We start from the raw sequence: 26,882 nt of genomic DNA on the forward strand, positions 1-26,882 counted from the left end.
GGGCGGGCGCAGGTCTCGTCAGCGTCGCTAGGTCAGTGTCGCTAGGTCAGCGGATCTGCGCGAAGATCTCGTCGATCGTGCGGAACACGGCGAGCGTGTCGGCCGCGGGATGCACCGGATGCTCGGTCAGGCCGTCGGCGATGGCGGCGATGACCGCGCGCAGCATCGGCACGTAGCCGCTGCCCTCGCGCGGGAACTCGACGAGGTCGGGCGTGCGGAAGATCTGCCGCATGCCGCCGGCGTGCACCTCGAGGTCGGTGGTCGCCCAGAACGGCGGCGTGAGCGTGAGCCATCCCTTCGGTCCGCCGACGGATGCCGTGAGCTCGCCGAATTCCGACATCGAACTCGCGCACTGGGCGTAGCGTCCGTCGGCGTACTCGAGCGTGAAGTGCTCGGCGACGTCGAGTCCGTCGTCGCGCACGGTCCCTGAGGCGTGGATGCCGATCGGTTCGCCGAACACGGCGTGCGCGAGCGTGATCGGGTAGATGCCCTGGTCGAGCAGGGCGCCGCCGCTGCGCGCGACATCCCACTTGCTGCTGTCGCCCTCGTTCGGGAAGGGGATGCCGAAGGTCGCCCGCACGTTGCGGGGTTCGCCGATCGTGCCGTTCGCGAGTTCCTGCTCCAGGCGGAGGAAGACCGGACTGAACTTCATCCACATGGCCTCCATGAGGAAGAGTCCCCGCTCCGCGCCGAGCGCGAACAGGTCGGCCGCCTCGGCGGCGTTCATCGTCATGGGCTTCTCGACGAGCACGTGCTTGCCGGCCAGCAGCGCCGCGCGGGTCATCGCGTGGTGCGTCGCGAACGGGGTGGCGAGGTAGATCGCGTCGATGGTCGGGTCGGCGAGCACGGCGTCGAAGTCGCCGGTGGAGGCCGGAATGCCGAACTCCTCGGCGAACCGGGCCGCCTTCGCGGCGTCGCGGCTCTGCACGATGACCACCTCGGCGCCGTCGCAGGCCTGCAGGTCGGGCACGACGCTCCGCGAGATCGTGCCCGTGCCGATCGCGGCCCAGCGCTGGGGCTTCGGGGTCGCCTCGCCCGCGCTCACGATCGCTCCGGCAGGTCGGCGCCGTTGCTGCGGGCGATCCCGCCGAGCCAGGCGAGACTCGGCTTGGGGTGGCGCGTGAAGTCCTCGCGGTCGACCGCGATGAGGCCGAAGGTGGGCTCCCAGTGGCCCCACTCGAAGTTGTCGAGGGCCGACCAGTGCAGGTATCCGCGCACGTCGATGCCGTCGGCGACCGCGTCGCGCAGTCCCTGCAGCGCGCCGGTCGTGTAGGCGATGCGTTGCTCGTCGTCGGCCGTGGCGATGCCGTTCTCGGTCACGAGCACGGGGATGCCGGTGACCTCGGCAGCGTGCCGGATCGCGATACCCAGCGCGTCGGGCCGGTAGGCCGCGCCGGTCAGCGTGTTGTCGGGGCTGGGCGGCGCGGGCACCATGCCGGTCGCGTCGATCTCCTGCGTCGAGTACGACTGCACGCCGATGAAGTCGTCGCCGCGCGCGCCCTCGAGGTAGAGGTCCTCGCGGGCGTAGCGCTCGCTCTCGAGGTACTGCGCGTTCTCGGGCTTCGCCCACAGGGCCAGGTTCGCGACCGTCCACCCGATCTTCGCGGTGGTCTTCGTCCGGAGCACCTCGCGGGCCGCGTGGTGCGCGTCGACCAGGCGCTGCCCGACCTCGAGCGTCGGCCGCGGGATCACGATACCCTCGCCCGGCTGCACGGTCGGGGTGTCGAACGCGGGCACCGCGTCGGGGTTGATCGCACGGGCCATGAGCACCATGAGGGCGAGCATGTTGGGCTCGTTGATCGTGCAGATCCACTCGACGCCGTCGAGGATCTCGGCGACCCGGGCCACGTACGCGGCGAACCGGTCGAGCGCGGTCTCGCCGAGCCATCCGCCCTCCTCGACGAACCAGCGCGGGCTCGTGAAGTGGTGCAGCGTGACGACGGGCGTGAGGCCGAGGCCGATCGCCGTGTCGATCATGCGGCGGTAGTGCGCGAGCTCGGCGCGCGAGAACTCGCCGGGCAGCGGCTCCACGCGCGCCCACTCGATGCCGAAGCGGTACGCCGTGAGGCCCGCGTCGGCGAGCAACCGCATGTCCTCCTCGTACCGGTGGTAGCTGTCGACCGCGTCGCCGCTGAGGCCGAGGTGCGGCATCCGCTGCTCGTACACCCACCAGTCGCTGTTGACGTTGTTGCCCTCGATCTGGTGCGGAGCCGTTGCCGCGCCCCAGAGGAACGGGGTCGGGAAGCCGGTCATGTCGTCGTGCCTTTCGGTGCGGGTGCGCGGGTCGAGCAGGTCGCGTGTTGAAGCCGGATGCCACGGGCCGGCCGCCGCTCGAGCGGCCGGCCGCGGCATCCGCTCGCCCTACTTCGCGCTGCGCACGAAGATCATGACGATGTTGCCGCCGATGAGCGTGCACGCCGCCGCGACGAGGAACAGCAGGCCGTAGTTCTTGTCGGCGCCCTCGGCACCGATCAGCAGCAGCGGGGCGGCGACGATCGGCGCGACGGCCTGGGCGATGGTCGTCGAGTAGCCGTTGATGCCCATGTACCGGCCGGCCTCGGTGTCCCGCTCGGGCAGCACGTCGAGCACGATCGCCTGGTCGACCGCGGAGAACACGCCGAGGCCGATGCTGGTGACCACCGACCCGATGATGAGCACGGTCGCGTTGGACCCGCCGAAGGCCATGACGATGGCGCCCGCCGTGAACGCGAGACCCGCGAGGAGTACGAAGAACCGGCGCCGCTTGAGCTTGTCCGAGAGGAACCCGCCGAGGATGGCGCCGCCGGCCGTGGCGACCACGCCGAACAGCGACAGCACGGTGATGAGCGCGCCGATGTCGGCGACCTTCCCGCCGTCGCTGAGCCGCGATGCGAAGAACAGCGTGGTGAAGGTGGTCGCGAACGTGACGCCGAACATGAAGAAGAGGCGGCCGAGCCAGTTCCAGGCGAAGTCGGGGTGCTGCTTCGGGTTGAAGACCATGTCCTTGAGGGCACGGGCGAGCGTGAGCTTCTGCTCGATCACGAGGTCGCGGCTGCTGGGCTCCTTGACGAGCGTCACCCAGAGGGTCAGCGCGACGGCGCCGAGCAAGCCGGGCACGAGGAACACGAGGTAGCTGTTGCCGATGAACGCGCTCGCGAGGCCAACGCCGAGCACCGAGGCGATCATCTGGGTGAACCCGCTGAGGCCGGCGACCTTGCCGCGCTGCTCTTCGGGCAGGCGGTCGGCCTGCGAGAGCAGCAGCGAGCTGAGCACGGTCGCCCAGCCCAGCTGCGTGACGATCCACGCCAGGGCGAGCACGGGCACGCTCGGCGCGGCCGCCATCAGCGTCAGGCCGATCAGGCCGACGATCGTGCCGCCGATCGCGAACGGACGACGACGGCCGAGACGCGACCGGGTGCGGTCGCTCCACATGCCGACGAGCGGCTGCGATACCGCGGCGGCGATGGCGCCCACGCCGACGACGTAGCCGAGCAGCTCGACGTTGTCGGGTGCGAGTTCCTGCACGCGGAGCGACAGGGAGATGCCGATCGGGGCGACGAGGGCCGCGTACGAGCCGAGCGTCGCGATGATCAGCAGCCAGATGTAGCCGGCGCTGACGCGCTCGCGCACGACGTCCGAGCCGGTCGGGGTCGGGAGCGGGTCGGTGACCGGCTGCGGGCTGCCGGTGTCGAGGTCGTTCGTCATCAGGGACTCCTTTGTCGAAGGGGTGGTGCAGGGGGTGGGTGGATGGCGCGCGGGCGTCGGTCAGTCGACGTCGAGCACGACGGATGCCGGTGCGCAGCCGTCGGCTGTGACGGTGACGGTGATTCCGCCGGCGCCGGTGGGTCGGATGATCGCGAGCGCGCGCCCGTCGAACGTGCGGTGCTGCGGCGAGGTGAAGCCCTCCTCGGTGATCGGGGCGCCGCTGCCGAGCGCGAGCACGGCCGGGCCGTCGACGGCCACGGTGACGGTGCGGTCGTGGGTGGCGTGCACGACGCCGTGCTCGTCGACGAGCTCGATCGCGAGGTAGGCGAGGTCGGTGCCGTCGGCCCGCAGGCTCGTGCGGTCGGCGTGCACGCGGAGGTCGAGGGTCGCGGATGCCGAGGCGAGTGTCGTGCGGCCGGTCTCGACACCGTCGCGGAACGCGACCGCCGTGAGCAGGCCCGGCCGGTAGGTCGTCTCGAAGTCGGCGCGGAACGCGCGCGACTCCCCCACGGCCGCGCGGCCGAGGCTCGCCCCGTCGAGCAGCAGCTCGACCTCGTCGGCGTCCGCGTACACCTCGACGTGGATCGGCCGGTCTTCGAAGCCGGCCCACGACCAGCTGCCGGTCGAGTCGGTCCACGCCCAGGGCGTCGCGACGGCGATCGGCTTGCCGTGGTGCTCGGGGCGCTGCACGGCGATGTAGGGCTCAGCGCGCAGGCCGAACACGATCTCGCGGTAGTACGACGCCGGGCGGCGGAATCCGGTGAGGTCGAGGTCTCCGCACCAGGCGGTCAGGCCCGGATACCCGGTCGCGAACGATGCCTGCCCGCGGGCGCCGTCGTCGTCGTACTTGACGACGCCGATGCCGGTCTCGCCGAGGTAGTCCCAGCCGGTCCAGGTGAAGTCGCCGAGCACGTGGCTGTTCGCCGTGACGAGCGCCCAGTTCTTGTCGATGTCGGTCGGCCAGGTCTCGGCACCCACGATGACGCGGTTCGGGAACAGTTCGCGGTCGAGCTCGTAGCGGGCGTCGCCGTAGTTCATGCCGGCGATGTCGAGCACCGCGAAGGACTCCTCGATGCGTTCGGTCGCCTGCGGCGAGGCCTGGATGCGGCTCATCATCTGCCCGAACCCGGCCATCATGCCGTTCACGCCGGCGGGTCCGGCATCCGCTGCCGCGGCCCGGTTCGCCTGCATCATGGGGATGATCGTGTCGAGCATCGAGACGAAGCCGTTGATGCCGTTCGTGATGTAGCGGGTGCCGTCGAGCGATCGGATCTTCTCGGCCAGCCGCCGTCCGATGGCGGCGCCGAAGCGGTTGCCGGTCTCGGGGATCTCGTTGCCGATCGAGTACATGATCACGCTCGGGTGGTTGAAGTCCTTCGCGACGAGCACCTCGATGTCGCGCTCCCACCACTGTGCGAAGTCGAAGGCGGTGTCGAAGTCGCTCTTGCCCGAGGTCCACATGTCGAAGCTCTCGTCCATGACGAGCATCCCGAGTCGGTCGCACGCGTCCAGCAGGGCGCTGCTCGCCGGGTGGTGGGCGCTGCGGATCGCGTTGAACCCGGCATCCTTCAGCGCCTGCACCTTGCGCTCCTCGGCGCGGGCGATCGAGACGGCGCCGAGCGGGCCGTTGTCGGCGTGGATGCAGGCACCGCGCAGCTTGACCTCCTGCCCGTTGATGCGCAGGCCCCGCTGCGGGTCGAGCTGGAGGGTGCGGATGCCGAAGCTCACCCGTTCCTCGTCGCGCACGACGGTGCCCGAGGCATCCGTCTCGTCGCGCTCGGTGAGCTGGAGTCGCAGCGCGTACAGCGACGGGTCCTCGACGCTCCAGAGGGCCGGGCTCGGCACGGTGAGGCGCAGTCGTGCGACGCCGCGCTCGCCGGGAAGCAGCGTGATCGGCGTGCTGCCCGACGCGACCTCGGCGATGTCCTCCTCGACGACGACCGCGCCGAGGCGCAGCGTCGACGTGACCGGGCCGTCGTTCTCGACGGTCACCGCGAGCTCGACCACCGCGCGCTCGGCATCGACGTCGGGCGTCGTCACGCGCACGCCGTCGTGCGCGATGTGCAGCGGATGCTTCGTGATGAGCCGCACGTCGCGGTGGATTCCGGCGCCCGAGTACCAGCGGCTGTCGAGGTGGGCGCGGCACTCGACGCGCACCTCGTTCTCGGCGCCGAAGTCGACGAACGGGTCGATGCGCACAGCGAAGCGCGAGTAGCCGAAGGCGTGCTGCCCGGCGAGCGCGCCGTTCACGAACACCATGGCGTCGCGGTACACGCCGTCGAACTCGAGGAGCATCCGCGAGCCACGGGCCTCCGCCGGAACGGTGAACGTCTTGCGGTACTCGAACGATCCGCCGGCGTAGTAGGCCGTGGTGTCGCCGCGCGGGGCGTCCGCGGTGCGAGCGGTGCCGATCAACGCGTCGTGCGGCAGCTGGACCTCGGTCCAGTCGGATGCGCCGGCGCCGCCGAGCTCCTGGAACGCGGTCACCTTCATGCGATGGCGCCAGCCCGTGTTGAAGTCGACGCGGCCATCGGCGAGCCGCTCGGGGGCGGTCACGGTCTCGGTACTCGTCATCGAGGGCACTCCATCTGCATCGGCGGAACAGGTATCGCGTGTTACTCAGCTACCGAACCACATTTAGTAACGCGTGTCAACTCTCCCGTTCGCGTGAGGTCGACACGAGGCATCCGCTGGGGTTACGCGCGTCAATGACCGTTATGCTGGTGCCCATGATCGCCACCAGCGAAGACGTCGCGAAGCGCGCCGGCGTCTCGCGCGCGACCGTCAGCCAGATCCTCAACGGCCGTGGCCAGCGCTTCGCCGAGGCCACCCGCGAGCGCGTGAACCTGGCCGCGCGGGAGCTCGGCTACGAGCCGTCCTCAGCCGGCCGCACGCTCGCGCGCGGCTCCAGCGACTTCGTCATCGCGCTCATCCCCCACACCACGTTCGGTGCGACCCTGCAGGACTTCTTCGGTCGCATGACCGACGAGCTCGCCGCACACGGGCTCACGCTCGTGCTGCGACTCTCGACGCCGTCGACCGTCTCGCTGGGGCGTGTCATCACGAGCATGAAGCCGGCCGCGGTGTTCTCGCTCACCCGGTTCTCCGACGAGGAGCGCGCCCTGATCGGCGACCGCGGCGTGCTCGGGCTCGACCCCGCCTCGACGGGCGACAACGACTACAACCACGCGATCGGGCTGCTGCAGGGGCGCACGCTGATCGAGCACGGCCATCGCCGGCTGGCGTTCGCCCACCTGCGGGACGCCCGACAGGATCCCTTCGGCGCCGACCGAGAGAGCGGGGTGCGCGACGCCTGCCTCGAGGCCGGGCTGTCCGAACCCGAGTCCATCGGCCTCGACGTGACCCCCGACGACGCCGACCGCGCCCTCGACGCGCTGAGCGGCACCGGCATCGCCGTCGCCTGCTACAACGACGACGTCGCCACGGCGCTGCTCTCGGCGGCGACCCGCCGCGGCTGGCGGGTGCCCGAGGACCTCGCACTCATCGGCATGGACCACACCACCCTCGGTCGTCTCACGCTCCCCCCGCTCACGACGCTCGACTTCGACCTCGCGACGGCCGCGGAAGCTGCGATCCACCGCATCCTGGCGACCACGGGGCATGCGGATGCCGACCGGCACCCCGAGCGCCGGGCTTCGCTTCGCGTGATCCCGGGCGGCTCGATCTAGGCGCAACCGTCGCGCCGGACTCGGTCCGCTTCACGGCACGGTCGGCAGCCCGCGCTTGGCCGGGCCCTCGAGCCGTTCGCCCGTCGCCGCGAACCGCGACGCGTGCGCCGGGCAGTCCCACGTTCGCTCGGCGTCGTTCCACTGCACGATCGCCCCGAGATGCGGGCAGCGGCCCGACACGCGACACGTCCGCCCCTCGACCGTCGACACGGCGACCGGCCGGAGCCCGACACGCCGAACTTCGCCCATACCCTCCGGGGGCGCGTCCGTCGCGGGCGGCGCGAGCAGCACCCTCGCCCAGCCGACGGCGTAGTGCTTCGCCACGGCGGCGTTCATGCCGACGCCGTGCGCGAACGCGCGCGGCCTCGTCGTGCGGTGCCGCAGCACCCTGGCCCAGTCAGGCAGGTCGCCGACGAGGTCCGCCGCGAGGGTGAGGCCGCACTGCGCCGCATTCGAGAGCCCCCACTTCTCGTACCCCGTCGCGAGGAACACCCGGCCGCGCCCGCGCGGGAGCCATCCGACGAAGGGAACGCCCTGGGGCGTCTCGTAGTCCTGGGCGCTCCAGCGGTGGGTCTGGACGGCCGTCGGCCAGGTCGCGCGCGCCCACTCGTCGAGCGCGGCGGCGCGCGAGGCGGGCGACGGATGCCTCCCCACGCCGTGCCCGTACCCGCCGACGAGCAGCAGGTCGCCGCCGGGTCCCGGTGCGGTGCGGATCGACCGCGTCGGCGGGTCGACGCTGAGGTACATCCCGTGCGGCAACGGCTCGGCGACCCGGTAGCTCGCCGCGTAGGAACGGTCGCCGGTCAGCTTCGCGAAGTACAGCCCGCGGTCGAGCATCGGCGTACCGGTCGCGAGCACCAGTCGCTCGCAGGCGAAGTCCCCGTCGGTCGTGCGCACCCGCACCGGTCGGCTCGCGGATGCCCCGACCACGGCGACCCCCTCGCGGATGACTCCGCCCAACGCGCGGAACCGCGCGGCGAGCGCCGCGAGCAGGGGCATCGGGTCGAGCTGCCCCTGGTCGGCGAGACGGACGGCACCGAACGTGGGGAACGGCAGGCCCGCGTCATCCGCCGTGGTGACCGCGAGCCCCGCCTCGCGCGCCACCGCGGCCTCGCGCTCGACGCGCGCCCGCCCGTCGGCCGTCGCGGCGAAGCTCACGGCGTCGCGCCGCTCGACGGGCACGTCGTGGGCCTGCGCGAAATCGAGCAGCCAGGCGGCTCCGGCCCGATTCGCATCAACGTAGGCGCGGGTGACCCGAGCCGAGGTCATCCGGCGGATCTTCTGCAGGTGCGCGCCCTGCAGGACGCTGACCTTCGCGGTGGTGTTGCCCGTGGCGACCGCCCCGACGCTGCGTGCTTCGAGCACCGCGACCGACCGGCCCGCGTCCGCGAGGAGCAGCGCGGCGACGAGCCCGGTGATCCCGGCGCCGACGACGATCTCGTCGAACGCGCGCGGGGAATCCCGGCCGTCCGTCTCGATGGCGGGTGCCCGATCGAGCCAGAGCGAGGTCATGCTCATGACGGTACGCAGGCGGGTGTGCGGCGGCAACGGGCTTGCGCGCGACCTGCGCACGGAGTATTCGCCCCACGTCAAGCCCGGTGCCGCGGCGAAACGGCGGCGGTGAACCGGTGGTCGAGCGTCGCGGCGTGAGTGACGCGGCGTGAGCGAGTTCAGTCGAAGAATTCGCTCGCGCGCCTCGTCCAGAGCAGCCCGAGGCCGATGGCCGGGAGGATCGCCGAGAACAGGCCCGTCCAGAACGCACCCGCGAACATGAGCCAGATCGAGGTGGCGATGTTCACCACGAAGATGACCGTCACGATGATCCGGGCCGTGTTCGATCCGCGGAAGAGCCCGAGGCTCACGACGATCGTGATGATCCCGAGCACGATCGCCCAGACGCCGACGCCGAAGTTGTCGCCGCCGGGCAGCACCTGGAAGAGCCCCGAGAGGATCTGCAGCGCACCCGAGATCCAGGCGATGATCGCGACGAGGGTGACCCCGCCGGGACGTGCACCAGCCATGATGTCCCCCGTTCCACGACCCTCCGTAGGGGTCGTCCTGGCCCAACGGTAGTGCGGCGCGGCCCCGGCGGGCCGGTGCCTCCCCGGCGCGGCGACCTCCGGTCCGGGCGAGGCGCTCCAGCTCGAGCTGACCGAGACTCCGGGTCACCGAGGCATCCTCGTACCTCAGCGAATCGGCCCGGTGGCCAGCTCCTCGAGGGCGGCACCAGCGGATGAACCGTGCGGCATCCCACGCGCATCGCGGTGCCGGGATCGCCTACTCGGAGACGCCGATGGGCTCCCGGTCCCCTCGATACGAGAACGACCGCAGCTCGACAGTGCCGCTGTCAGGCGAGACCCCGACGACCCGGCCGGTGAATCCGCCGGCCACTTCCGTGGACAGGTAGCGGCCGTCGAACGAGCCGAGCGACACGTGCGCGCCGGCCGTCGTGAAGCCGAGCTCGAGGACGTCGGGCCCGACGGGCGCATTGTGCACGGGTGCCGGCACCGTGGCGCGCATCCAGAGCGTGATCGCCTCGGTACCGGGTCGGGACGCGCGACCGATCTCGAGCGTCCCCGGCCTGATGCTCAACTCGGCGACCACGGCGTCCTCGCCGGCGACGACGGCGCACCAGTGATGATCGTCGAGACGGAGCACCATCCGCCCCGTTCCTGTGCTCGTGTCGACCACCGCCTCGGCCGTCCAGGCCGCGTCCCGGATCCGGACCGCCAGCAGGCGGCGGTCCGGACCGTCACCGGGTGCAGCGGCGAGCCGGATGCCCCGGTCGGGGCCCCGGCTCGTCCAGCTCGAGATGGGCGGGCCCGGCGAGATCCATCGCGGGGACGGATCGGTGGTGCTGAAATCGTCGATGAAGCTCGTGTCGATGGAGGGAACGTCGTACCTCGACTCGCGCACGACGGGCCATCCGTCGACCCAGTCGATGCCGGCCAGGAAGGTCTCGCGACCGTTGACGTGGAACCCCGGTGTGATCCCCGACGGACGTGCCGCCAGGTAGACCATCGCCCAGTCGCCGTCGGCGGTCCGGACGAGGTCGCCGTGGCCGGCGTTCTGCACGGGCGAGTTCATGCTGCGGTGGCTGAAGATCGGGTTGTGCGGGGCGCCTTCGAACGGCCCGTCGATCGTTCGGGCGCGGGCGACCGAGATGCAGTGCCCGCGTTCGGTGCCGCCCTCGGCGATGAGGAGGTACCACCAGTCCTCGACGTGGTAAAGATGCGGGCTCTCGGGCCAGGCGAGGCCGGTGCCGCCCCAGATCAGTCGGGGCGCTCCGAGCGACCGGCCGGTGACGGGGTCGATCGGAACCTGGGCGATGCCGTTCAGCCCGGGCTGGTAGCACGACCAGGTCAGGTGGCAGGCGCCGTCCTCGTCCCAGGTCAGATCCGGGTCGATGCCGTCGAGCTCGTCGGTGAAGACGGGGTCCGACCATGGCCCCGCCGGGTCCTCCGCGGTCAGGATCATGTGACCTGCGCGCGCCTGCGACGCGTTCGTCGTGATGAGCCAGAACCGGTCGTCGTGGTGGCGGAGGGTCGGCGCGAAGATGCCGCCGCTGGCGCCGCCCGGCTCGAGTCGGAGTTGGCTCTCGCGATCGAACGCGTGCCCGAGCTGGGTCCACGTGAGCAGGTCCGTGCTGTGGAACACGGGAGCACCCGGGAAATACTCGAAGCTCGAGGTCGCCAGGTAGTAGTCGTCGCCGACGCGGCAGATCGACGGGTCGGGGTAGAACCCGGGGAGGATTGGATCGGTCATCGACACGCTCCGTCGACGACGATGCGGACGCGCGCGAGGGTCTCGACCCGAGCCCAGGGCGACTCCGGGTCGCCCGTGCCCTGGGCGACGACTCGTGCCGTGACGAAGCGGGTGCCCGGCCGGTCGAAACGAATGCCGCGGACGAGCTCCACCGCCTCCGTGGGCACGACCTCCTCCGACGTGTCGAACGCACCGTCGCCGTCGAGGTCCCAGTCGATCGCGATGAGGCGGCCGGCCCGCGGAGGCATCTCCGCTCGAAGCCGAAGGGTCACCTCCGTACCGACGGCCGTCTCGACCCGCTCGCGTCCCTCCGCTTCGAGCGTTGCGACGGGCTGGATGCCTCGCCGCTCCCCTGCGGTCTCCGGCACGACGACCTGGCCGTCGATGACGTCGTACGCGGTGCCCGCAGCCGGCTCCTCGCCGCGCTCGACCCACGCGGCCAATTGTCGGAGGGCCTCGTTGAGCGCACCCAGATAGGACACCGACCGGGTGGGGTGCTCCTGCACCTCGTCGTCGCCGTGGAGGGCATGGTCGACGAACCACAGCCGGAAGCGATCATCTGCTTCGGCTCCCGCATGCTCGCGCGCCTTGGCGGCGTACCAGTCGGCCTGCCACGGGAACGCCTCGCGGTCGAGGAGGGAGGCGACGACGATCATCTTGCCCGTGAACCGCCCCGACTGGATCGTGCCGGCGGTCGCCTGGGCGAAGATCGGCCCCACGAGGAACGGACGCTGGGGGTGGACGGGGATCCCGTCGACGTTCCGGAACTGGTCCCAGACGGTGAAGTCGGACCCTGGGACCTGGTGGCGGTGGTAGGTCTGCGCGGCGAGCACGTTGCTGTTGTCGATCGCGACCGTATCGCCCGGCCGCATCCCTTCGAGCGCTGCACCGGCGCCGGGGATATCGATCGTGGCGACGTCGCCGATCACCGAGCCGAGGGTGAGCCGAGCGCCGACAGCTGCTCCCGAGGTGACGACGAGGTCGGCGAGTTGCGCGTCGATCGGCGCCGATGCCGTGAGCCGGATGCCCAGGATGGCGCCGTCCCGGTCCTCGGAGCCACGGAAGGCCTGGTCGACCCCGCCGCGCGGTCCGTGGGAGATCCCATCGACCGCGCCGCGGAGCACCTCGGCGACCTCGGTCTCCCAGCGGAGCCGGTCGCGATGCACGGACGAGTCGTCCTCGGCGCCGAGGTAGCCCTCGGTCGTCCAGAAGTCCTCGAAGTAGCCGGGGTCGATGGCGGCGACCCCGCCGTACAAGGCGCTGAACGCGTGCGCGCCCATGGTGCGGTGGCCGAACCACGACCTCGGCGGGAAGCCCATCCTCGTGACCTCGGCGAGCGCCTCGCGCTCCTCGATGCCGAGGTGCGGCGACGGGTCGCCCGTGCCGCCGACGTCGTAGGCGTCATCGATCAGGTCGAACATGTCGCGCAGCAGACGCATCGCATGCATGCGAACGGTGAACACGTTGGGAATGGCGAGCGGGCTGCCGATCACGTACGGGACGAAGCCGTCCCAGACGCCGACGGTGTTCTCGGCCGCGCCCAGCGTGCGGAATCCGCCGCCACTCCCGCCGTAGAGGTAGCCGTACGGCCGGTGGTCGCCGTACATCTCCGCAGCGACGATCCTCGAGTACGCGGCCGACGCGGCGTTCGCCCGGTAGGCGGCGATGGTCGGGTCGCCGGCGCCGCCGGGCATCGCGAAGTCCGGACCTCCTCCGTTCGTCTCCACGAAGTAGGCGCCGCTGGACGCCGCGAAGTCGATCTTCCCCTGCCGACCGGTCAGGGTCTGGGCAAGGTGCTCGCTGTCGGGCACCGGGGTGACGTGCTGGAAGAAGCGTCCCTCGTACCGCGCAGCGGGCGGGAAGTAGAACGAGAAGCGGGTCTCCGTCCCCTCGAACCCGCCGTGGACGTACCGATGCGGGACGGGCTGTTCACGCCATTCATCGAGATCGATGAACGGTGTCTCGAACCCGGCGTCGAGGGCGGGCTGCACGAGCGAGGGCTGTTCCATGGCGGTGTGGTCTTTCAGGTCGGGAATGGGATCAGAGGCCGAAGTCGGATGAGGCGACGAGGGCGCGTGCCTCGACGACGTTCTCGCCGGCCAGCCGGCGGTAGGCGTCGACGAGCAGGTCGGCGACGTCGATGGCGGGGTCGACCAGCCAGAGGGCGGTCAGGCCGTCCCATGTCGCGATGAGCTGGATCGCGACCTGGCGTGCGTCGAGCCCGGGGTGGGCGAGCCCGTCGCGCTGACGTCGGGCGACGAGCTTGGTGAAGATCGCGATCTGGCGCGCGGATCGGGCGGCGAAGTAGGCGACGGCCGGATGGTCCGGGGTGGCGGTCTGCCCCTTGAGCAGCAGCGCGAGGCGCGTGAGCCGCCCACCGAACTCGAACGACGAGACCGCTGCCCGAAGCTCCTCGAGCGACAGGGCGGCATCCTCGTCGTCGGCGTGCGACACGGCGACGGCGTCCTGGTCCGAGAGCTCCAGCGCGGCGACCAGGAGGTGATCGCGGGAGGGGAAGTGGTAGAGCACGGTCGCCTCGGCGACGCCGCTGCGCTCGGCGACCATCGCGATGGTCACGCTGTCGTGACCGGCCTCCTCGACGACCTCGAGCACCGCGCGGGCGATCTCCTCCCGCCGCTGGGTCGTCCGGGCGTAGGGTCCGCGCTTCCTCGCAACTGTGGTCACGCCCCGACGGTACCAGTAATCCTGACTGAACTAGTAATTTCGATGCAGCTTTTCTCCGTCGGCGCAGACACGCCCGTTTGATCCATCATGTACTTCATGGTTTACTCGAGTTTCGAACTGAAGCAGTCGGTCGAACGAGTCCGGCAGGAGCCACCCGCTCTCCCCGCGGGCGGGACATCAACGAGGATGGAACAGAATGAGCGTTCGCACGCGAAACGCCGCGGAGCCGGCCGTCAGCATCACGACGGAGCCGGTCGAGGTCGGCACGTCGGGGCTGTACATTCGCGGCACGGGCTTCCGCCGCTACCTGACGGTGTACACGATCGCGATGATCGCCTTCACCTCGGTCTGGGGCTCGATCATGGGCATCGTGCTGCCGAACCACGTGCAGTTGCTCGAGATCGCTCAGTTCTTCACCGGCGACGACGCCGCCGTGGACCTCCATCAGCTGACCCTGCTGAAGCAGGCGATTGACGACGGCACGGCCACCGCAACGGCGGACCAGGAGCGCCTGCTCGGCATCCTCGCCGACTTCGACTCGTCCAAGGCCTCTGCCCTCGCGATCATCACGACGCTCGGCACGATCCTGACGATGCTCGTGCAGCCGATCGTCGGCGTGCTGTCGGACCGCACCCGCAGCCGATTCGGTCGCCGCGCCCCGTGGATCCTCTCGGGCGCCGTCATCGGCGCCGGGTGCCTCGTGCTGGCCCGCTTCTCCCCCACGCTCGCCCTCCTGGGAGTCTCGATGGCGCTGGCGCAGGCGATCCTCAATGTCGCACTCGGGCCGCTCCAGGCGACCGTCGCTGACCGCGTCCCAGAGGACCGTCGCGGCCTGGCCTCGTCGCTCGGCGGCTTCGGCAACTTCTTCGGCGGACTCCTGGGCGGCATCCTCGCCGGCATCCTGTTCGCCACGCTCGGCCTCGACATCTATGTCATCGTCGCCCTCTTCGCTGCGCTCGCGGCAACCCTGTTCGTGCTGCTGGCGAAGGACCGGTCCTCACGCGACCTCGTCGTCACGCCCTTCAACTGGCGTAGCTTCTTCGTCGGGTTCACGATCGCACTGCGCGCGGCGGACTTCCGGTGGGTGTGGATCGCCCGCCTGCTCCTCACCTTCGGCTACACCGTCTCGACCGCGCTCAGCCTGTACCTGCTGCAGTCCTATATCCGCCCCGCCCTGAGCGCGGCGGAGGCCACCGGGACCGCGCCGATGCTGATCCTCGCGGGCGTCCCGACCACCCTCATCGCCGTCCTGGTCTCGGGCCGGATCTCCGACAGGGTCGGACGGCGCAAGCCGTTCGTCATCGCAGCGTCCATCCTGATGGCGGCCAGCATGCTCGTGCCGATCGTGTCGCCGACGCTGCCCGCCCTGTTCATCCAGACCGCACTGGCGGGCCTCGCGTTCGGCATCTACCTGCCGGTCGACCAGGCGCTCTTCATCGACGTACTCCCGGACCAGCGCAGCGCGGGCCGCGACCTCGGCGTCGCAGCACTGGGCAGCAGCCTCGGCCAGGCGCTCGGCCCGATCCTCGCGAGCCTCGTCGTGGTCGTCACCGGCAGTTACCTCGGCATCTGGGTGGCCGCGCTCGTGCTCGTCGCGTTCGCCGCCGTCGCGATCGTGCCGGTGAAGGTGCGCTGACCTCACCTGCACGACCCCCGGGGTCGGCGCGCTTCCGGGCGCCGACCCCGCCCTCAGGATCGCTGCGGGATCCCGCCTCCGTCGGCGGTCGGCCCGGTGGCCAGCGCCTCCAGAGCGGCGAGTCGCCGCGCTCGATCGCCAAGATCTCGACGACCTCCGCGTGCTCGCCGACGACCTCCGGGTCGTCGATGAGCTCGAGCAGGACGTCGTTCATGGCCGCACGGAGCTCCAGGTGCTCGTCGATGCCGGGCTCGATGTGGTCGACAGCGGTGAGCGGCAGCACGACGAGCAGGTCGACGTGATCCAGCGCAGCACGGGTGATCGCCGTCGCACGCTCCAGGAGTTCGCGTGAGATGGAGGCGCCCGTCAGGTCGTCGAGGGCCGACAGGTACGCGAGGAAGTCGAGCGGGCCGCGCTCGGCGATCACGTTCCCGGGCGCCTCGTCCGGATCGAGCCGGTTCGCGGAGAGTCGAAGCTGCGCAGCGAACGAGGCGGCCGTCGGACTGTCCCACGTCTCGTCCACGAGGTCGAACGGATCGGGGAGCACCGTGTACTCCGGGTGGCGGAGCGCGAAGTCGGAGATGAGGGTGCTCTTCCCGCTCGCGTGCGTTCCCGAGACGACGATCCGCATGCCGCGACTCTAGGACACGAATCGAACCCGCCCGGGACCGCTCGCCCGCCATCCCGAGGGGGCGCTCGATTTGCCCCAGCGGCGAATCGGCTCGGTGCGCGAGAATGAAGGGTGGCCCGACCGGGCCGCACTGCAAGCGTCCGAACCTGGGGGGACCATGACGCGCAACCTCGCCCGCTTCGTCGACCACACGCTGCTGAGCCCCGACGCGACGACCGCAGCGATCCGCAACGCGATCGCGGAGGCGGCAGACCTCGGCGCGTACAGCGTCTGCCTGTCCCCGTCGGCCCTGCCCGTCGAGATCCCGGCGGGCCTGAGGCTCACGGTCGTGTGCGGGTTCCCGAGCGGGAAGCACCACTCCGAGATCAAGGCCGCCGAGGCGAGCCGTGCCGTCGCCGACGGCGCCGACGAGGTCGACATGGTGATCGACATCGGAGCGGCCAAGGACGGGCGCTTCGACGACGTCGAGGCGGACATCCGCGCCGTCCGCGAAGCGGCCCCCTCCCCCACCGTGCTGAAGGTGATCATCGAATCGGCCGCGCTGACCGACGACCAGATCGTCGGCGCCTGCAAGGCGGCCGAGGCGGCAGGCGCGGACTTCGTCAAGACCTCGACGGGGTATCACCCGTCGGGCGGCGCGAGCGTGCACGCCGTGCAGCTCATGAAGCAGACCGTCGGCGATCGGCTGCAGGTCAAGGCGTCGGGCGGCATCCGCACCTACGAGAAGGCGCAGCGCATGCTCGCGGCCGGAGCTTCGCGCCTGGGCCTGTCCAGCACGCGCGAGGTGGTCACGGGCAAGGTGGCCAAGGGCGATTACTGATCGTCGCCCGGTGCATCCGAGCGAATCGCGCGACCTCATGCGGACATACTGGACGGCACACCGTTCGGACGGAGGACTCCCGTGGCGGACCTGACGGATCTCGCAACCACCCACCTCGCGGCCGCGCGTGCCGACGAGCACGGCCGCAGCGCCGAGCTCATCCTGCGCGACGGGCCCATGCGGCAGTCGATCATCGCGCTGCGGTCCGGGGTCGAGCTCGCCGAGCACAACTCACCGGCCGCTGCGAGCCTGCAGGTGCTGGTCGGGCGCGTGCGCGTGACCGGCCAGGAGGTCAGCGAGGTCGCTGCCGGCCGGCTCGACGTGCTGACCCATCACCGCCACGCCGTGCTCGCGCTCGAGGACTCCGTCTTCCTGCTCACGACCGTGACCAGCGTCGAGAGCAGCGCCGACGGGCCCGAGCGCGCACGCTGACGACGACCGCGAACGGGCGGCGGCCACATTACGCATCGCGTTGGCTTCCGCGCGCGACCTCTCCTATCCTGAGTGCGAATCCCCTCGAGAGAGCGCTCTCACGGAACCGAATTGGAAGCCCACATGACCGTTCCGAAGGATGGCATCGCCGCCCGCCTCGACCGCGCCGATGCGTCGTCGGACCACGATCTCGATATGCGCCCCGAAGACCGCGACGAGCCGGAAGCAGCCGACCGTGGAGGGATCGGCGGCGCCGCGACGGGCTGGCGCCGCGTCTTCCGAGCGAATCGCACGATCTGGATCATCGCGGCGGCAGCGGTCGCGTCGCTCGTGGCCGGCCTCTTGGTCGGCCGCTTCGTGATGTCGCCCGCCGACGCGGCATCCCTCGGCGCGGCGCCCGCCCCCGGACTCGTCACCGTGCCGGTCGAGTTCGGCACGCTCAGCAATGACGTCGCGATTCGCGGCGACGTGGGATACGCCGATTCGGTCGAGGTGACCATCGACACGTCGTCGCTCGGCGGGCTCGCCGTGGTGACGGGTGCCGTGCCCGACGTCGGTGCGACCCTCGAGCCGCTGTCGATCGCGCTCGCGGTCGCCGGGCGGCCGGTCATCGTGCTGCCCGGCGATCTCCCCGCCTACCGCACGCTCGCGTTCGGCATGACGGGACCGGATGTCGCGCAGTTCAAGCAGGCGATGGCCGCGGTCGGCATCGACGCGGGCGCATCCGATGTCTTCGACGCCGATGCCGCGGCGGCGGTCACCCGGCTCTACGCGCGCATCGGCTACCCCACGCCGCCGTCTCCCGTGGGTGCGGACGACGCCGTGCGGGCCGCGCAGGACGGGGTGCAGGCGTCGCAGCAGGCGGTCGACGCCGCGCGTGCCGCACTCGCCGCCACCGGCGCGGGGCCGACCGCCGTCGAGATCAAGCAGGCCGACAACGCCGTCGCGAGCGCGCAGCGCGCCCTCGACGCCGCGCAGTCGGCGAAGCCGCTTCCGCCCGACGACACCCCCGCCGCCATCGCGCGATGGAATGCCGCCACCGGCGACGCGCAGGACGCGCTCGCGCTCGCGAAGTTGCAGCGGCAGCAGCTCGAGGCCGGCGGCGACACCTCGGCGGAGCGGGCCGCGGTCGACACGGCCCTGCGCCGGCTCGCGGATGCGCAGGCCCTCCTCCAGCAGGCACGGGAAGGCGCCCTGCCGATCCTCCCCTCCAGCGAGGTGCTCTACCTCACGGACCTGCCTCGCCGCGTCGACGCCGTGAACGTCGCACGCGGCCAGATCCTGAGCGGGCCCGCGATGGTCGTCTCGGGTGCGACGATCACGCTCACGGGCGGTGTCGCCGCAGCCGACGCGGCGCTGTTCCATGTCGGCGACCACGCGGTGTTCGACCTCCCCGACGGGGGGACGCACGCGGCGGTGATCACCGAACTCGTTCCCGGCGCGGACGCGACGTCGCGGTGGTCGGTCACGCTCGAGCCGGCGACGCTTCCGGCCGAGCTCGCCACCCAGCTGCAGGGTCTCAACGTCCGGATCACGATCCCGGTCGATGCGACGGGCGGCGAGGTGCTGTACGTCCCGATCGCCGCGCTGACGGCGGGACCCGGCGGCGAGGCCCGAGTGGAGGTCGTCGACGGCGACCCCCGCGACGGCGAACGCGCACCGACGCGGCTCGTCGGCGTCGAGACCGGGCTCGCGGCGGGCGGGAACGTGGAAGTGACCCCGACGAGCGGTGCGCTGGAGGCGGGCGATCTCGTCGTGGTCGGACGGTGACGCTCATCGAGCTGCGCGACGTGACGCGATCGTTCCCGGGACCGCCCGAAGTGCAGGCGCTGAAAGGGGTGAACCTGTCGATCGACGCGGGCGACTACCTCTCGATCGTGGGACCGAGCGGCTCCGGCAAGTCGACGATGCTGAACATCCTGGGGCTGCTCGATCGACCGACCGTGGGCGAGTACCGCATCGACGGCATCGTGACCGGCGCGCTCGAGGAGGATGCGCGTGCGCGCGTGCGCGCCCAGCGCATCGGGTTCGTGTTCCAGGCGTTCCACCTCATGGCTCGCCGCACCGTGCTCGAAAACGTCCTCATGCCGATGCTGTACAGCGGCATCCCGCGCGCCGAACGCGAGGAACGCGCCCGCCGCACGCTCGATCGGGTGGGACTCGGGCATCGCGTGGGATTCCTGCCGGGAACGCTGTCCGGTGGCGAGCGCCAACGCGTCGCGGTGGCTCGTGCGGTCGTCAGCCGCCCCAGCATCCTGCTCGCCGACGAGCCCACCGGCAACCTCGACCAGGCGACGAGCCGTGAGGTGATGGAACTCTTCGACGATCTTCGCGTCGACGGGCTGACGCTCATCGTCATCACGCACGACCCCTCCGTCGCGGACCGTGCGCAGCGCCGCGTGCGGATCAGCGACGGCCGGATCGAGGAGCTCGCGTGAGGCTCGCGTGGCCGCGTCGGGGTCGCCGCACCGCGCGCGAGGCATCCCCCGCACTGGTGAGACCGGTCGCGCGCGCGGATCGATTCACCTTCACGGACCTGCTCCTCGAGTCCATCGCCGACATCGGCTCCCGGCCCGGGCGACTCGTCATGACCATGGTGGGCACCGTCCTCGGCGTGGGCGCGCTCGTCGCGACGATCGGCTTCGCGCAGACCGCGACGCACCAGATCTCCCAGCAGTTCGATGCCGCGCGCGCGACGCAGGTGGTCGTGACGCCGAAGAGCGCATTGGCGCAGTCCGGGGACTCGGTCGCGTCGGGTCGCCTGCCATGGGATGCCGCGGAACGCGTCGCGCTGCTCGCGGGGGTCGTGGCCGCGACGACGATCACCGAACTCCCCCTCGACGGCGACACGATCACGGCGGTCCCCGTCAACGATCCGTCGGCGCCGGCCGTCGCTCCTCCGAGGCTCGTCGCGGCGGACCCGGCCCTCCTGGACGTGCTCGGCGGGCAGCTCCAGGCAGGCCGCATGTTCGACGAGGGCCACGATGCGAGGTCGGACCGCGTCGTCGTGCTGGGGCGACGCGCGGCCGAGCGGCTCGGCATCAATCGCGTCGACAGCCAGCCGTCCGTCTTCATCGGGGAGGTGCCGTTCGCGGTCATCGGCATTTACGGCGACCTTCACGCACGTGGCGAGCTGTCCGATGCGGTCGTGATGCCGCTCGCCACGGCCCGCGCCGTACGCGCCCTCACCGCGCCGGAGGAACTGCAGGTGCGGATCACGCCCGGGGCGGGACCGCAGGTCGGGCGGCAGTCCGCACTCGCGCTGCAGCCCGACGATCCCGACTCGCTCGACGTGTCGACCCCTCGCGCGGAGTCGGACCTCGGAGCGAGCGTGCAGGCCGACGTCAACGTGGTCTTCCTCATCCTCGGCGGCATCGTCCTGCTCGCCGGGGCCCTCGGCATCGCGAACGTCACGATGCTCAACGTCGCCGAGCGCGTGCCCGAGATCGGGCTGCGTCGAGCCCTCGGCGCGACCGGACGACAGATCGGCGGGCAGTTCGTGCTGGAATCCAGCGTCATCGGGTTGCTGGGCGGGCTGATCGGTGCCGCCGTCGCCGTCATCGCGGTCGTGGTGTTCTCGGCGCTCCAGGAATGGACGCCGATCGTCGACCCGTGGACGGCCGTGGCGGGAACCGCGCTCGGGGCGAGCGTGGGGCTGATCGCCGGTTGGATCCCCGCGCGACGCGCCGCTCGGATCGAGCCGGTGACGGCCCTCCGGGGCGGTGCGTAACGTTCCTGCGTCGGGCCATTCCAGCCCACTAGACTCAGCGGCGTGAGAGCGCTCTCACGCCGACGCTGCTGTCCAAGGAAGACGAATGAATCGACACCTCTCCGCCGCGGTGCCCGCCGCGCTGCTCGCAGTGGGGGCGCTCACCCTCACCGGATGCGCCGGCGCGAGCGACGCCTCGACCCGCTACGTCTCGCCGATCGACGAGTACATGTCGGCTGCGGCGGGCACGGACCTCGACGAGCACGCGCGCGACGCCGAGGGCGATGCGCGCCTGCTCGAGAACGAGGAGCTCATCGCGTCGTGCATGCAGGAAGCGGGGTTCGAGTACGTCCCGCACCCGCCGACGCCGATCGGGTTCGACTTCAGCACGCTCGATTCGCCCGAACTCGACGATCGGACGTGGGTCGAGCGGAACGGGTACGGCATCGTCCAGCGGGTCGTCTCCGACGGCACCACCGTCTCGAAGGACCCGAACCTGGCGATCGCCGACGCCCTGTCTCCGGCCGAGCGGACGGCGTACGACACCGCGCTGACGGGCGGTTCCGCGGCGTACGACGCCGACGGCGACTACGTTCCCGAACAGGCCGGATGCATGGGCGCAGCCCAGCTCGAACTCGATTCGCGAGACCCGCTGAAGTCGGCCGAGTTCACGCCGCTGATCGATGCCGTCATGGACTTCTACGCCGCGCTTCCGACCCAGCCCGAGATCGTCGAACTCGATGGGCAGTGGGCCGAATGCATGAGCGCAGCCGGATTCGGACCGTACGCGACCCCACTCGACCCGATCGGCGAGGTCAACGCGGAGATCTCCATGCTCGTCCAGGAGGCCGCGGGAGCGGAGCCCGATGCGGGGGCCGTGGAGGAGCTCGCCGCCCGTGAGATCGAACTCGCGCTCGCCGACCTCACGTGCCGCGAGGAGACGGGGTACCGGGAGCAGCAGCGGTCCGTGCGCACCACGCTCGAGGAGCGCTTCGTCGAGGATCATCTCGCCGAGCTCCAGGCCTACAAGGCGGCGGCCGAAGCCGGCGCGTGACCACACCGTCCACGGATGGATTCGAGCCCGGAATCGCGGTCCTCGTCGCAAGCCGGGCGATGCGGTTCAGGGCGCCGCCGGCCCCGACGACGAAGCCGCGCCGAACGCCGGAGGCGTCGGCACGCGGTCAGGCGTCGGTTCGGAGCGGAGCTCGCGGAGTTCTCGGAGCAGGCGGGTCGCGATGCGGATCTCATCGGGGTCGAGATCCCGGGCGAGGCTCGCGGCCCAGGCGGCGCGGCGAGGCTCGATCGCCGTGAGCGCATCCCTGCCCGCTTCCGTGAGATCGAGCAGCGGTGCCCTGCGGTCGAGCGGGTTCCCTGCGCGAACGACGAGGCCGGCCCGCTCGAGGCGTTCGACGCTCTCACGCGCCGATTGGCGAGACAGCCCGCGCCGCCGACCGATCTCGGACATCGTCAGCGGACCATCCTGGAGCGCTCCGAGCACGAGCCAGCGCGCAGCCGTCAGCCCCTGGGGCGCCGCGAGACGGTCGCCCGTTCTCGTCAGCGCGGCACTGGCGAGGAAGACCTCGTTCACCAGCTCGCTGATGCGGTCAGTCGACATCCGCGCTCACGCAGACCACGTGGCCGTCCGGGTCCCTGAGGACGGCCATCACCTCGCCCCACGGCTGCGCTCGCGGCTCATCGATCACCGAGCCGCCCATGGCGCGCCATCGATCGACCCGTGCGGGCAGCCCGGCGACCGACAGCCCGATCGCCACGGCCGTGTCGCTCGGCGAAGTCGGACGTCGATGCAGGAGCAGTTCCTGATTCGGGCCCAGACGGAGCGTGGCGAAATCGTCGGTGCGGGTGATGACGCCGAGGCCGAGCAGGTCGCCGTAGAACGCGGTTGCCCGATCGAGGTCCTCGGTGCTGACGATGACACGTCGGAGCATCGGCTTCTCCTGCACTTCTCGCATGACGACGAGTCTCTCCGTTTGACAGGTGCCTGTCAATATGGGGATAGGCGGCGCATCGCACCCCCTGGCAACGCTTGTTGACACGCAACGTAAGGCTCACTCGCCAGCAGGGACCGGTGTGTGAGGCTCGTCCTCGGGGAATTGCACCCATACCCCCTCGAGGCTTGGTTTTCTGCGGTAACCGAGCGCAATAGGGAGCAACAGACCGCGCACACGTCGATCCGCTTCGTACTGTTGGGTTACTTGTTGACAAGTCGCCGTCGTTCGAGGCGGCCTTCACCCATCCCGGTACCCAGAGAGGCACCCCGTTATGCCCCGCATCCTTCGTTCCCGCACTGCCCGAGCGCTGGCCACCGTGGCCGCCGGCGCCATCGCGCTCAGCCTCACCGCCTGCGCGGCGGGCGACGCCGCGGCCGAGACCGACCGCGCTGCCGGCGCCGACTACGGTGACATCACCGTGCAGCTCTCGTGGTTGAAGAACCACGAGTTCTCCGGCTACTACGAGGCGATCGAGGGCGGCTACTTCGACGAGGCCGGCTTCGGCGAGGTCGATCTCGTCGCCGGCGGCATCGGCGGCGTCCCGGCCGCGACCGCACTCACCAGCGGTACCGCCTGGGTCGGAATCGCCGCGCCGGCGGACATCGCGCAGGCCAACGCCGAGGGTGCGGACCTTCGCATCGTCGCGACGACCTACCAGAAGAACCCGTTCACCCTGGTCTCCGCCGACAGCGACCCGATCACCGAGCCGTCCGATCTCGTGGGCAAGACGATCGCCATCGCCGACTCGAGCGCGACCAACTGGGAGGCGTTCCTCGCGGCGAACGACATCGACCCGAGCGAGGTCAACCGGGTGCCCTACGGTGACGCGCAGACCGACCTGAAGCTCGGCTCGATCGACGGCTTCATGGGCTACGGCGACGGTGGCGCGGCGCTCCGCGCGAGCGGGTTCGGCGCGCAGGAGTTCCTGCTCGCCGATCACGGACTCGCCTACTCGGGCGAAGCCGTCGTCGTCACCGCCAAGACCCTCGCGGAGGAGCCGGACAAGGTCGAGGCGTTCCTCACCGCCTACGCCCAGGGGTGGAAGGCCGCGTTCGACGACGTGGACGGCACGATCGACCTCGTCGTCGACGTCTACGGCAAGGACCAGAACTACGACCGTGACTCGATCGCCCTGTCGTGGGACCAGCAGGCGAAGCTCATCCTCACGGACGAGTCGCGCGAACTGGGCATCGGCATCGTGACGGACGAGGCCGTGCAGCGCAACGTCGACAGCCTCGCGCTCGCCGGCTACGACGTCGAGGCCGACTCGCTGTTCGACACCTCGCTCATCGCGAAGGTCTACGAGGCCCACCCCGAGCTCGTCCTCGGCACCGAGGGCCAGTGACCGGCATCGCGATCGCGACGGCCCCGGCCTCGGCCGGGGCCGTCGCCCCCGTGCAGGATGTCCCGGGCTTCGAGGTACGGGGCCTCACCAAGCAGTTCGGCCGTGGTCGGAAGCAGGTTCACGCCCTCGACCAGGTCGACCTCTCGCTCCCACGCGGAGGGTTCGTCTCACTCCTCGGCCCGTCGGGCTGCGGCAAGTCGACCGTGCTGCGGATCCTCGCCGGGCTGGAACAGCCGACGAGCGGCACGGTCGAGGTGCACGGGACGGCGGTGACCGGCGCAGCCCGCACCGACGTCGGTGTCGCGTTCCAAGACCCGGCCCTCCTCGCCTGGCGCTCGGTTCGGCGCAACATCGCACTGCCGCTCGAGCTCGCGGGCCGCCGTGCCGACTGGGAGCGGGTCGACGACCTCATCACCCTGGTGGGGCTCGACGGCTTCCAGCACAGCCGCCCGGCGCAGCTCTCGGGCGGGATGCGCCAGCGGGTCTCGATCGCACGCGCCCTCGTCGTGCACCCCGAACTGCTCCTGCTCGACGAGCCGTTCGGTGCGCTCGACGACATGACGCGGCAGCGCCTGAACTTCGAACTGCAGCGGATCCTCGCCGAACGACCGGCGACCACGCTGATGGTCACCCACGGCATCCAGGAGGCGATCCTGCTGTCCGACGTCGTGGCCGTCATGTCACCGCGGCCTGGTCGCATCATCGAGGTCGTCCCGATCGACCTGCCGCGCCCTCGCACGGTCGACGTGCTGCGCTCGCCCGAGTTCCATGCGCTCCAGGCTCGACTCGTCGACCTGCTCTTCAGCGGTGGCGACGGCGAGGACGCCGATGTTCGTTGATCGTCGCCGGCAGATCCTGCTCGGGGCCCTCGGCTTCGTGATGGTCGTCGCCGCCTGGTGGATCGTCGCGGTGACGGTGTTCGCGTCGAACGGCGTGGTGCCGGCGCCACCGACGCTGGTCGACCAGCTGGCAGCGGATGGGGCGACCTACTACGTGACGCAGATCGGCATCACGCTGTCGAGCGCAGCCCAGGGCTTCATCTGGGGCGTGCTGGTCGCGTTCGCGCTCGCGGCCGTCGTCATGCTCATCCCGCGCTCGCACACCGCGGTGAGCCAGTTCGCGCTCTTCATCGAATGCGCGCCGGCCGCGGCGATCGGCCCGGTCGTCCTCGCGCTCGCGGGCGGGCGGACCCCGTCGATCTTCCTCGCCGCCGTCGGCGTGTTCTTCACCACGCTCGTCGGTACGCTGCTCGGCCTGCGTGCCGCACGCGTCGCCGAACTCGAGGTGATCCGCGTGTACGGCGGCGGCAGCTGGGCGATGTTCCGCAAGGTGCGCCTCATGGCCACGTTGCCCGCGGCGCTGACCGCACTGAAGGTCGCCGTTCCCGCGGCCATCATGGGTGCGATCATCGGCGAGTACCTCGGCGGTGTCGACTCGGGGATCGGCGTCGCGCTGGCCGTCGCGCAGCGGTCGATCCAGGTCGAGCGCACGTGGATTTTCGGGCTGAGCGCGGCCGCGCTCACCAGCATCGGCTACGCCCTCTTCGCGCTGCTCGGCCGGGTGGCGCTGCCTTGGGCTCGCACCGGGAGGACGCGATGACCACCCTCACCGCCGGCGCAGTGGCCGCGAAACGCGCTGGACGGGGGTCCGCCGACCGAACCGTCGGGCTTCGCATCGTGATCGCGGTCGGGCGTCGCGCCGTGGTCTTCGTCGCGGTGAGCGCACTCATCGTCGTGCTCTGGTGGGCGTTCCTGTTGCTCTCGGGGGTGAGTCCCTTCGTCGGCAAGACGCCGCTCGTGGTGTGGGAGTACCTCGTCACCGGTCCGGAGGCGGAGGCGAATCGCGCACTCATCGCGGAGGGCCTCGCGATCACCGCCCAGGACGCAGCGATCGGGTACCTCGCCGGACTCGGCGGCGCCACGATCGTCGCGATCGGGTTCGCCCTCCTGCCCGCAGCGGCCACGACCTTCATGCCCGTCGCCATGGTGCTGCGCACATTCCCGCTGGTCGCGCTGACGCCGCTCATCATCCTGGCCTTCGGGCGCGGCACCGCGGGCCTCGCGGCGATCGGGTTCATCGTGGTGTTCTTCGCCTCGCTGGTCACGATCTCGTTCGGCATCGCGAGCGCGTCGCGCGAGGCGCTCGACGTCGTCGGCGTCTTCGGCGGTCGCAGGTTCGCGCAGGTCATGAAGATCGGCGTGCCCTCCGCGCTCCCGGCCTTCTTCACCGCCGCACGCATCGCGATCCCGCAGGCGCTGTCCGCTGCGCTCATCGCGGAGTGGCTCGTCACCGGCTCCGGGTCGGGCTCGCAGCTCATGCGCGCAGCGGGAACCTCGCAGTACGACACCCTCTGGACGGTCGCGGTCGTCCTGATCGCCGTCGCGACGCTCGTCTACACCCTCGTCTCGGCGATCGAGGAGATCTTCCTCGCCCGCTTCGGCGACGCCTAGCCGCACTCCCCCAACGAAAGGCTCACG

24 protein-coding genes are annotated in these 26,882 nt (G+C 71.0%); 12 read left to right on the forward strand and 12 right to left on the reverse strand.

Annotated elements, in window-relative coordinates; all coding sequences use genetic code 11:
* Positions 1–46: 46 nt before the first annotated feature.
* The 4 genes from ACDF64_RS13900 to ACDF64_RS13915 form a co-directional block, all read right to left on the reverse strand.
* Complete coding sequence (locus ACDF64_RS13900) at positions 47–1,045, reverse strand: Gfo/Idh/MocA family protein (protein ID WP_394551953.1); 999 nt, start codon at positions 1,043–1,045, stop codon at positions 47–49.
* Entirely contained in the window at positions 1,042–2,253 is a 1,212-nt protein-coding gene (locus ACDF64_RS13905; protein WP_394551954.1) for a glycoside hydrolase family 1 protein, read from the reverse strand. Before ACDF64_RS13905 ends, ACDF64_RS13900 begins: the two co-directional genes overlap by 4 nt.
* Before the next feature lie 108 nt (positions 2,254–2,361).
* On the reverse strand, positions 2,362–3,684 hold the full coding sequence (locus tag ACDF64_RS13910; protein ID WP_394551955.1) for an MFS transporter: 1,323 nt from the start codon (positions 3,682–3,684) through the stop codon (positions 2,362–2,364).
* 60 nt (positions 3,685–3,744) lie between these two features.
* Positions 3,745–6,258 (reverse strand): glycoside hydrolase family 2 TIM barrel-domain containing protein, encoded by a 2,514-nt coding sequence (locus ACDF64_RS13915; protein ID WP_394551956.1) that lies wholly within the window; start codon positions 6,256–6,258, stop codon positions 3,745–3,747.
* Between the two features lie 155 nt (positions 6,259–6,413).
* Here ACDF64_RS13915 and ACDF64_RS13920 point away from each other — a divergent pair, with 155 nt between their 5' ends.
* Positions 6,414–7,373, forward strand: coding sequence for a LacI family DNA-binding transcriptional regulator (locus ACDF64_RS13920; protein ID WP_394551957.1), 960 nt, complete (start codon positions 6,414–6,416; stop codon positions 7,371–7,373).
* Positions 7,374–7,403: 30 nt separating this feature from the next.
* Here the strand turns inward: ACDF64_RS13920 and ACDF64_RS13925 are convergent, their stop codons facing one another.
* The 5 genes from ACDF64_RS13925 to ACDF64_RS13945 form a co-directional block, all read right to left on the reverse strand.
* Entirely contained in the window at positions 7,404–8,885 is a 1,482-nt protein-coding gene (locus tag ACDF64_RS13925) for an FAD-dependent oxidoreductase (RefSeq protein WP_394551958.1), read from the reverse strand.
* A gap of 158 nt (positions 8,886–9,043) precedes the next feature.
* The gene (locus ACDF64_RS13930; RefSeq protein WP_394551959.1) at positions 9,044–9,394 is read right to left on the reverse strand and encodes a hypothetical protein; all 351 of its coding nucleotides are present in this window, start codon (positions 9,392–9,394) and stop codon (positions 9,044–9,046) included.
* Positions 9,395–9,650: 256 nt separating this feature from the next.
* Positions 9,651–11,138: a family 43 glycosylhydrolase gene (locus ACDF64_RS13935; RefSeq protein ID WP_394551960.1), complete on the reverse strand. Its 1,488-nt coding sequence runs from the start codon at positions 11,136–11,138 to the stop codon at positions 9,651–9,653.
* A complete protein-coding gene (locus ACDF64_RS13940; RefSeq protein ID WP_394551961.1) occupies positions 11,135–13,147 on the reverse strand; it encodes a hypothetical protein in 2,013 nt (670 codons plus the stop codon). The genes ACDF64_RS13935 and ACDF64_RS13940 overlap by 4 nt, the downstream gene beginning before the upstream one ends.
* A gap of 31 nt (positions 13,148–13,178) precedes the next feature.
* Complete coding sequence (locus ACDF64_RS13945; protein ID WP_394551962.1) at positions 13,179–13,823, reverse strand: TetR/AcrR family transcriptional regulator; 645 nt, start codon at positions 13,821–13,823, stop codon at positions 13,179–13,181.
* Between the two features lie 196 nt (positions 13,824–14,019).
* Between ACDF64_RS13945 and ACDF64_RS13950 the strand changes: the two genes are divergently transcribed.
* Positions 14,020–15,459 (forward strand): MFS transporter, encoded by a 1,440-nt coding sequence (locus ACDF64_RS13950; protein WP_394551964.1) that lies wholly within the window; start codon positions 14,020–14,022, stop codon positions 15,457–15,459.
* On the opposite strand, the gene ACDF64_RS13955 is transcribed toward ACDF64_RS13950, so the two are convergent.
* Positions 15,371–16,090: an AAA family ATPase gene (locus tag ACDF64_RS13955; protein ID WP_394551965.1), complete on the reverse strand. Its 720-nt coding sequence runs from the start codon at positions 16,088–16,090 to the stop codon at positions 15,371–15,373. The genes ACDF64_RS13950 and ACDF64_RS13955 overlap by 89 nt on opposite strands.
* A gap of 157 nt (positions 16,091–16,247) precedes the next feature.
* On the opposite strand from ACDF64_RS13955, the gene deoC reads away from it, so the two are divergent.
* The 6 genes from deoC (at position 16,248) to ACDF64_RS13985 (ending at position 22,105) form a co-directional block, all read left to right on the forward strand.
* Positions 16,248–16,910 (forward strand): deoxyribose-phosphate aldolase, encoded by a 663-nt coding sequence (gene deoC, locus ACDF64_RS13960; RefSeq protein ID WP_394551966.1) that lies wholly within the window; start codon positions 16,248–16,250, stop codon positions 16,908–16,910.
* 81 nt (positions 16,911–16,991) lie between these two features.
* A complete protein-coding gene (locus ACDF64_RS13965; RefSeq protein WP_394551967.1) occupies positions 16,992–17,342 on the forward strand; it encodes a cupin in 351 nt (116 codons plus the stop codon).
* Between the two features lie 123 nt (positions 17,343–17,465).
* Positions 17,466–19,112 (forward strand): hypothetical protein, encoded by a 1,647-nt coding sequence (locus tag ACDF64_RS13970; protein WP_394551968.1) that lies wholly within the window; start codon positions 17,466–17,468, stop codon positions 19,110–19,112.
* A 59-nt stretch (positions 19,113–19,171) separates the two neighbouring features.
* Positions 19,172–19,780 carry an ABC transporter ATP-binding protein gene (locus ACDF64_RS13975; protein ID WP_394555150.1) on the forward strand — a complete coding sequence of 203 codons (609 nt, stop codon included), beginning with the start codon at positions 19,172–19,174 and terminating at the stop codon, positions 19,778–19,780.
* On the forward strand, positions 19,777–21,072 hold the full coding sequence (locus tag ACDF64_RS13980) for an ABC transporter permease (RefSeq protein WP_394551969.1): 1,296 nt from the start codon (positions 19,777–19,779) through the stop codon (positions 21,070–21,072). Before ACDF64_RS13975 ends, ACDF64_RS13980 begins: the two co-directional genes overlap by 4 nt.
* A gap of 85 nt (positions 21,073–21,157) precedes the next feature.
* A complete protein-coding gene (locus ACDF64_RS13985; protein ID WP_394551970.1) occupies positions 21,158–22,105 on the forward strand; it encodes a hypothetical protein in 948 nt (315 codons plus the stop codon).
* Positions 22,106–22,171: 66 nt separating this feature from the next.
* On the opposite strand, the gene ACDF64_RS13990 is transcribed toward ACDF64_RS13985, so the two are convergent.
* The gene (locus tag ACDF64_RS13990; RefSeq protein WP_394551971.1) at positions 22,172–22,666 is read right to left on the reverse strand and encodes a MarR family winged helix-turn-helix transcriptional regulator; all 495 of its coding nucleotides are present in this window, start codon (positions 22,664–22,666) and stop codon (positions 22,172–22,174) included.
* Complete coding sequence (locus ACDF64_RS13995) at positions 22,656–23,021, reverse strand: VOC family protein (protein WP_394551972.1); 366 nt, start codon at positions 23,019–23,021, stop codon at positions 22,656–22,658. Before ACDF64_RS13995 ends, ACDF64_RS13990 begins: the two co-directional genes overlap by 11 nt.
* 355 nt (positions 23,022–23,376) lie before the next feature.
* Here ACDF64_RS13995 and ACDF64_RS14000 point away from each other — a divergent pair, with 355 nt between their 5' ends.
* Genes ACDF64_RS14000 through ACDF64_RS14015 form a run of 4 tightly spaced genes read left to right on the forward strand, consistent with a single transcriptional unit; the run spans position 23,377 to position 26,855 of the window.
* A complete protein-coding gene (locus ACDF64_RS14000; protein ID WP_394551973.1) occupies positions 23,377–24,405 on the forward strand; it encodes an ABC transporter substrate-binding protein in 1,029 nt (342 codons plus the stop codon).
* 5 nt (positions 24,406–24,410) lie between these two features.
* Entirely contained in the window at positions 24,411–25,244 is an 834-nt protein-coding gene (locus tag ACDF64_RS14005) for an ABC transporter ATP-binding protein (RefSeq protein WP_394555151.1), read from the forward strand.
* Positions 25,234–26,004, forward strand: a complete 771-nt coding sequence (locus ACDF64_RS14010) for an ABC transporter permease (protein WP_394551974.1) — start codon at positions 25,234–25,236, stop codon at positions 26,002–26,004. The genes ACDF64_RS14005 and ACDF64_RS14010 overlap by 11 nt, the downstream gene beginning before the upstream one ends.
* Entirely contained in the window at positions 26,001–26,855 is an 855-nt protein-coding gene (locus tag ACDF64_RS14015) for an ABC transporter permease (RefSeq protein WP_394551975.1), read from the forward strand. Before ACDF64_RS14010 ends, ACDF64_RS14015 begins: the two co-directional genes overlap by 4 nt.
* The last annotated feature ends 27 nt before the right edge of the window (positions 26,856–26,882 follow it).

It is taken from the genome of Agromyces sp. MMS24-JH15, from assembly GCF_043518605.1.
Classification (GTDB): Bacteria; Actinomycetota; Actinomycetes; order Actinomycetales; family Microbacteriaceae; genus Agromyces.

Excerpts from the sequence above, each read along its gene's own strand:
- ACDF64_RS13910 (WP_394551955.1), bottom strand. The coding sequence starts at position 3,684 with ATGACGAACGACCTCGACACCGGCAGCCCGCAGCCGGTCACCGACCCG.
- ACDF64_RS14010 (WP_394551974.1), top strand. The coding sequence starts at position 25,234 with ATGTTCGTTGATCGTCGCCGGCAGATCCTGCTCGGGGCCCTCGGCTTC.
- ACDF64_RS13925 (WP_394551958.1), bottom strand. The coding sequence starts at position 8,885 with ATGACCTCGCTCTGGCTCGATCGGGCACCCGCCATCGAGACGGACGGC.
- ACDF64_RS13935 (WP_394551960.1), bottom strand. The coding sequence starts at position 11,138 with ATGACCGATCCAATCCTCCCCGGGTTCTACCCCGACCCGTCGATCTGC.
- ACDF64_RS13955 (WP_394551965.1), bottom strand. The coding sequence starts at position 16,090 with ATGCGGATCGTCGTCTCGGGAACGCACGCGAGCGGGAAGAGCACCCTC.
- ACDF64_RS13915 (WP_394551956.1), bottom strand. The coding sequence starts at position 6,258 with ATGACGAGTACCGAGACCGTGACCGCCCCCGAGCGGCTCGCCGATGGC.
- ACDF64_RS13950 (WP_394551964.1), top strand. The coding sequence starts at position 14,020 with ATGAGCGTTCGCACGCGAAACGCCGCGGAGCCGGCCGTCAGCATCACG.
- ACDF64_RS13970 (WP_394551968.1), top strand. The coding sequence starts at position 17,466 with ATGACCGTTCCGAAGGATGGCATCGCCGCCCGCCTCGACCGCGCCGAT.
- deoC (WP_394551966.1), top strand. The coding sequence starts at position 16,248 with ATGACGCGCAACCTCGCCCGCTTCGTCGACCACACGCTGCTGAGCCCC.
- ACDF64_RS13920 (WP_394551957.1), top strand. The coding sequence starts at position 6,414 with ATGATCGCCACCAGCGAAGACGTCGCGAAGCGCGCCGGCGTCTCGCGC.
- ACDF64_RS13940 (WP_394551961.1), bottom strand. The coding sequence starts at position 13,147 with ATGGAACAGCCCTCGCTCGTGCAGCCCGCCCTCGACGCCGGGTTCGAG.
- ACDF64_RS14015 (WP_394551975.1), top strand. The coding sequence starts at position 26,001 with ATGACCACCCTCACCGCCGGCGCAGTGGCCGCGAAACGCGCTGGACGG.
- ACDF64_RS13995 (WP_394551972.1), bottom strand. The coding sequence starts at position 23,021 with ATGCGAGAAGTGCAGGAGAAGCCGATGCTCCGACGTGTCATCGTCAGC.
- ACDF64_RS13930 (WP_394551959.1), bottom strand. The coding sequence starts at position 9,394 with ATGGCTGGTGCACGTCCCGGCGGGGTCACCCTCGTCGCGATCATCGCC.
- ACDF64_RS13990 (WP_394551971.1), bottom strand. The coding sequence starts at position 22,666 with ATGTCGACTGACCGCATCAGCGAGCTGGTGAACGAGGTCTTCCTCGCC.
- ACDF64_RS13985 (WP_394551970.1), top strand. The coding sequence starts at position 21,158 with ATGAATCGACACCTCTCCGCCGCGGTGCCCGCCGCGCTGCTCGCAGTG.
- ACDF64_RS13905 (WP_394551954.1), bottom strand. The coding sequence starts at position 2,253 with ATGACCGGCTTCCCGACCCCGTTCCTCTGGGGCGCGGCAACGGCTCCG.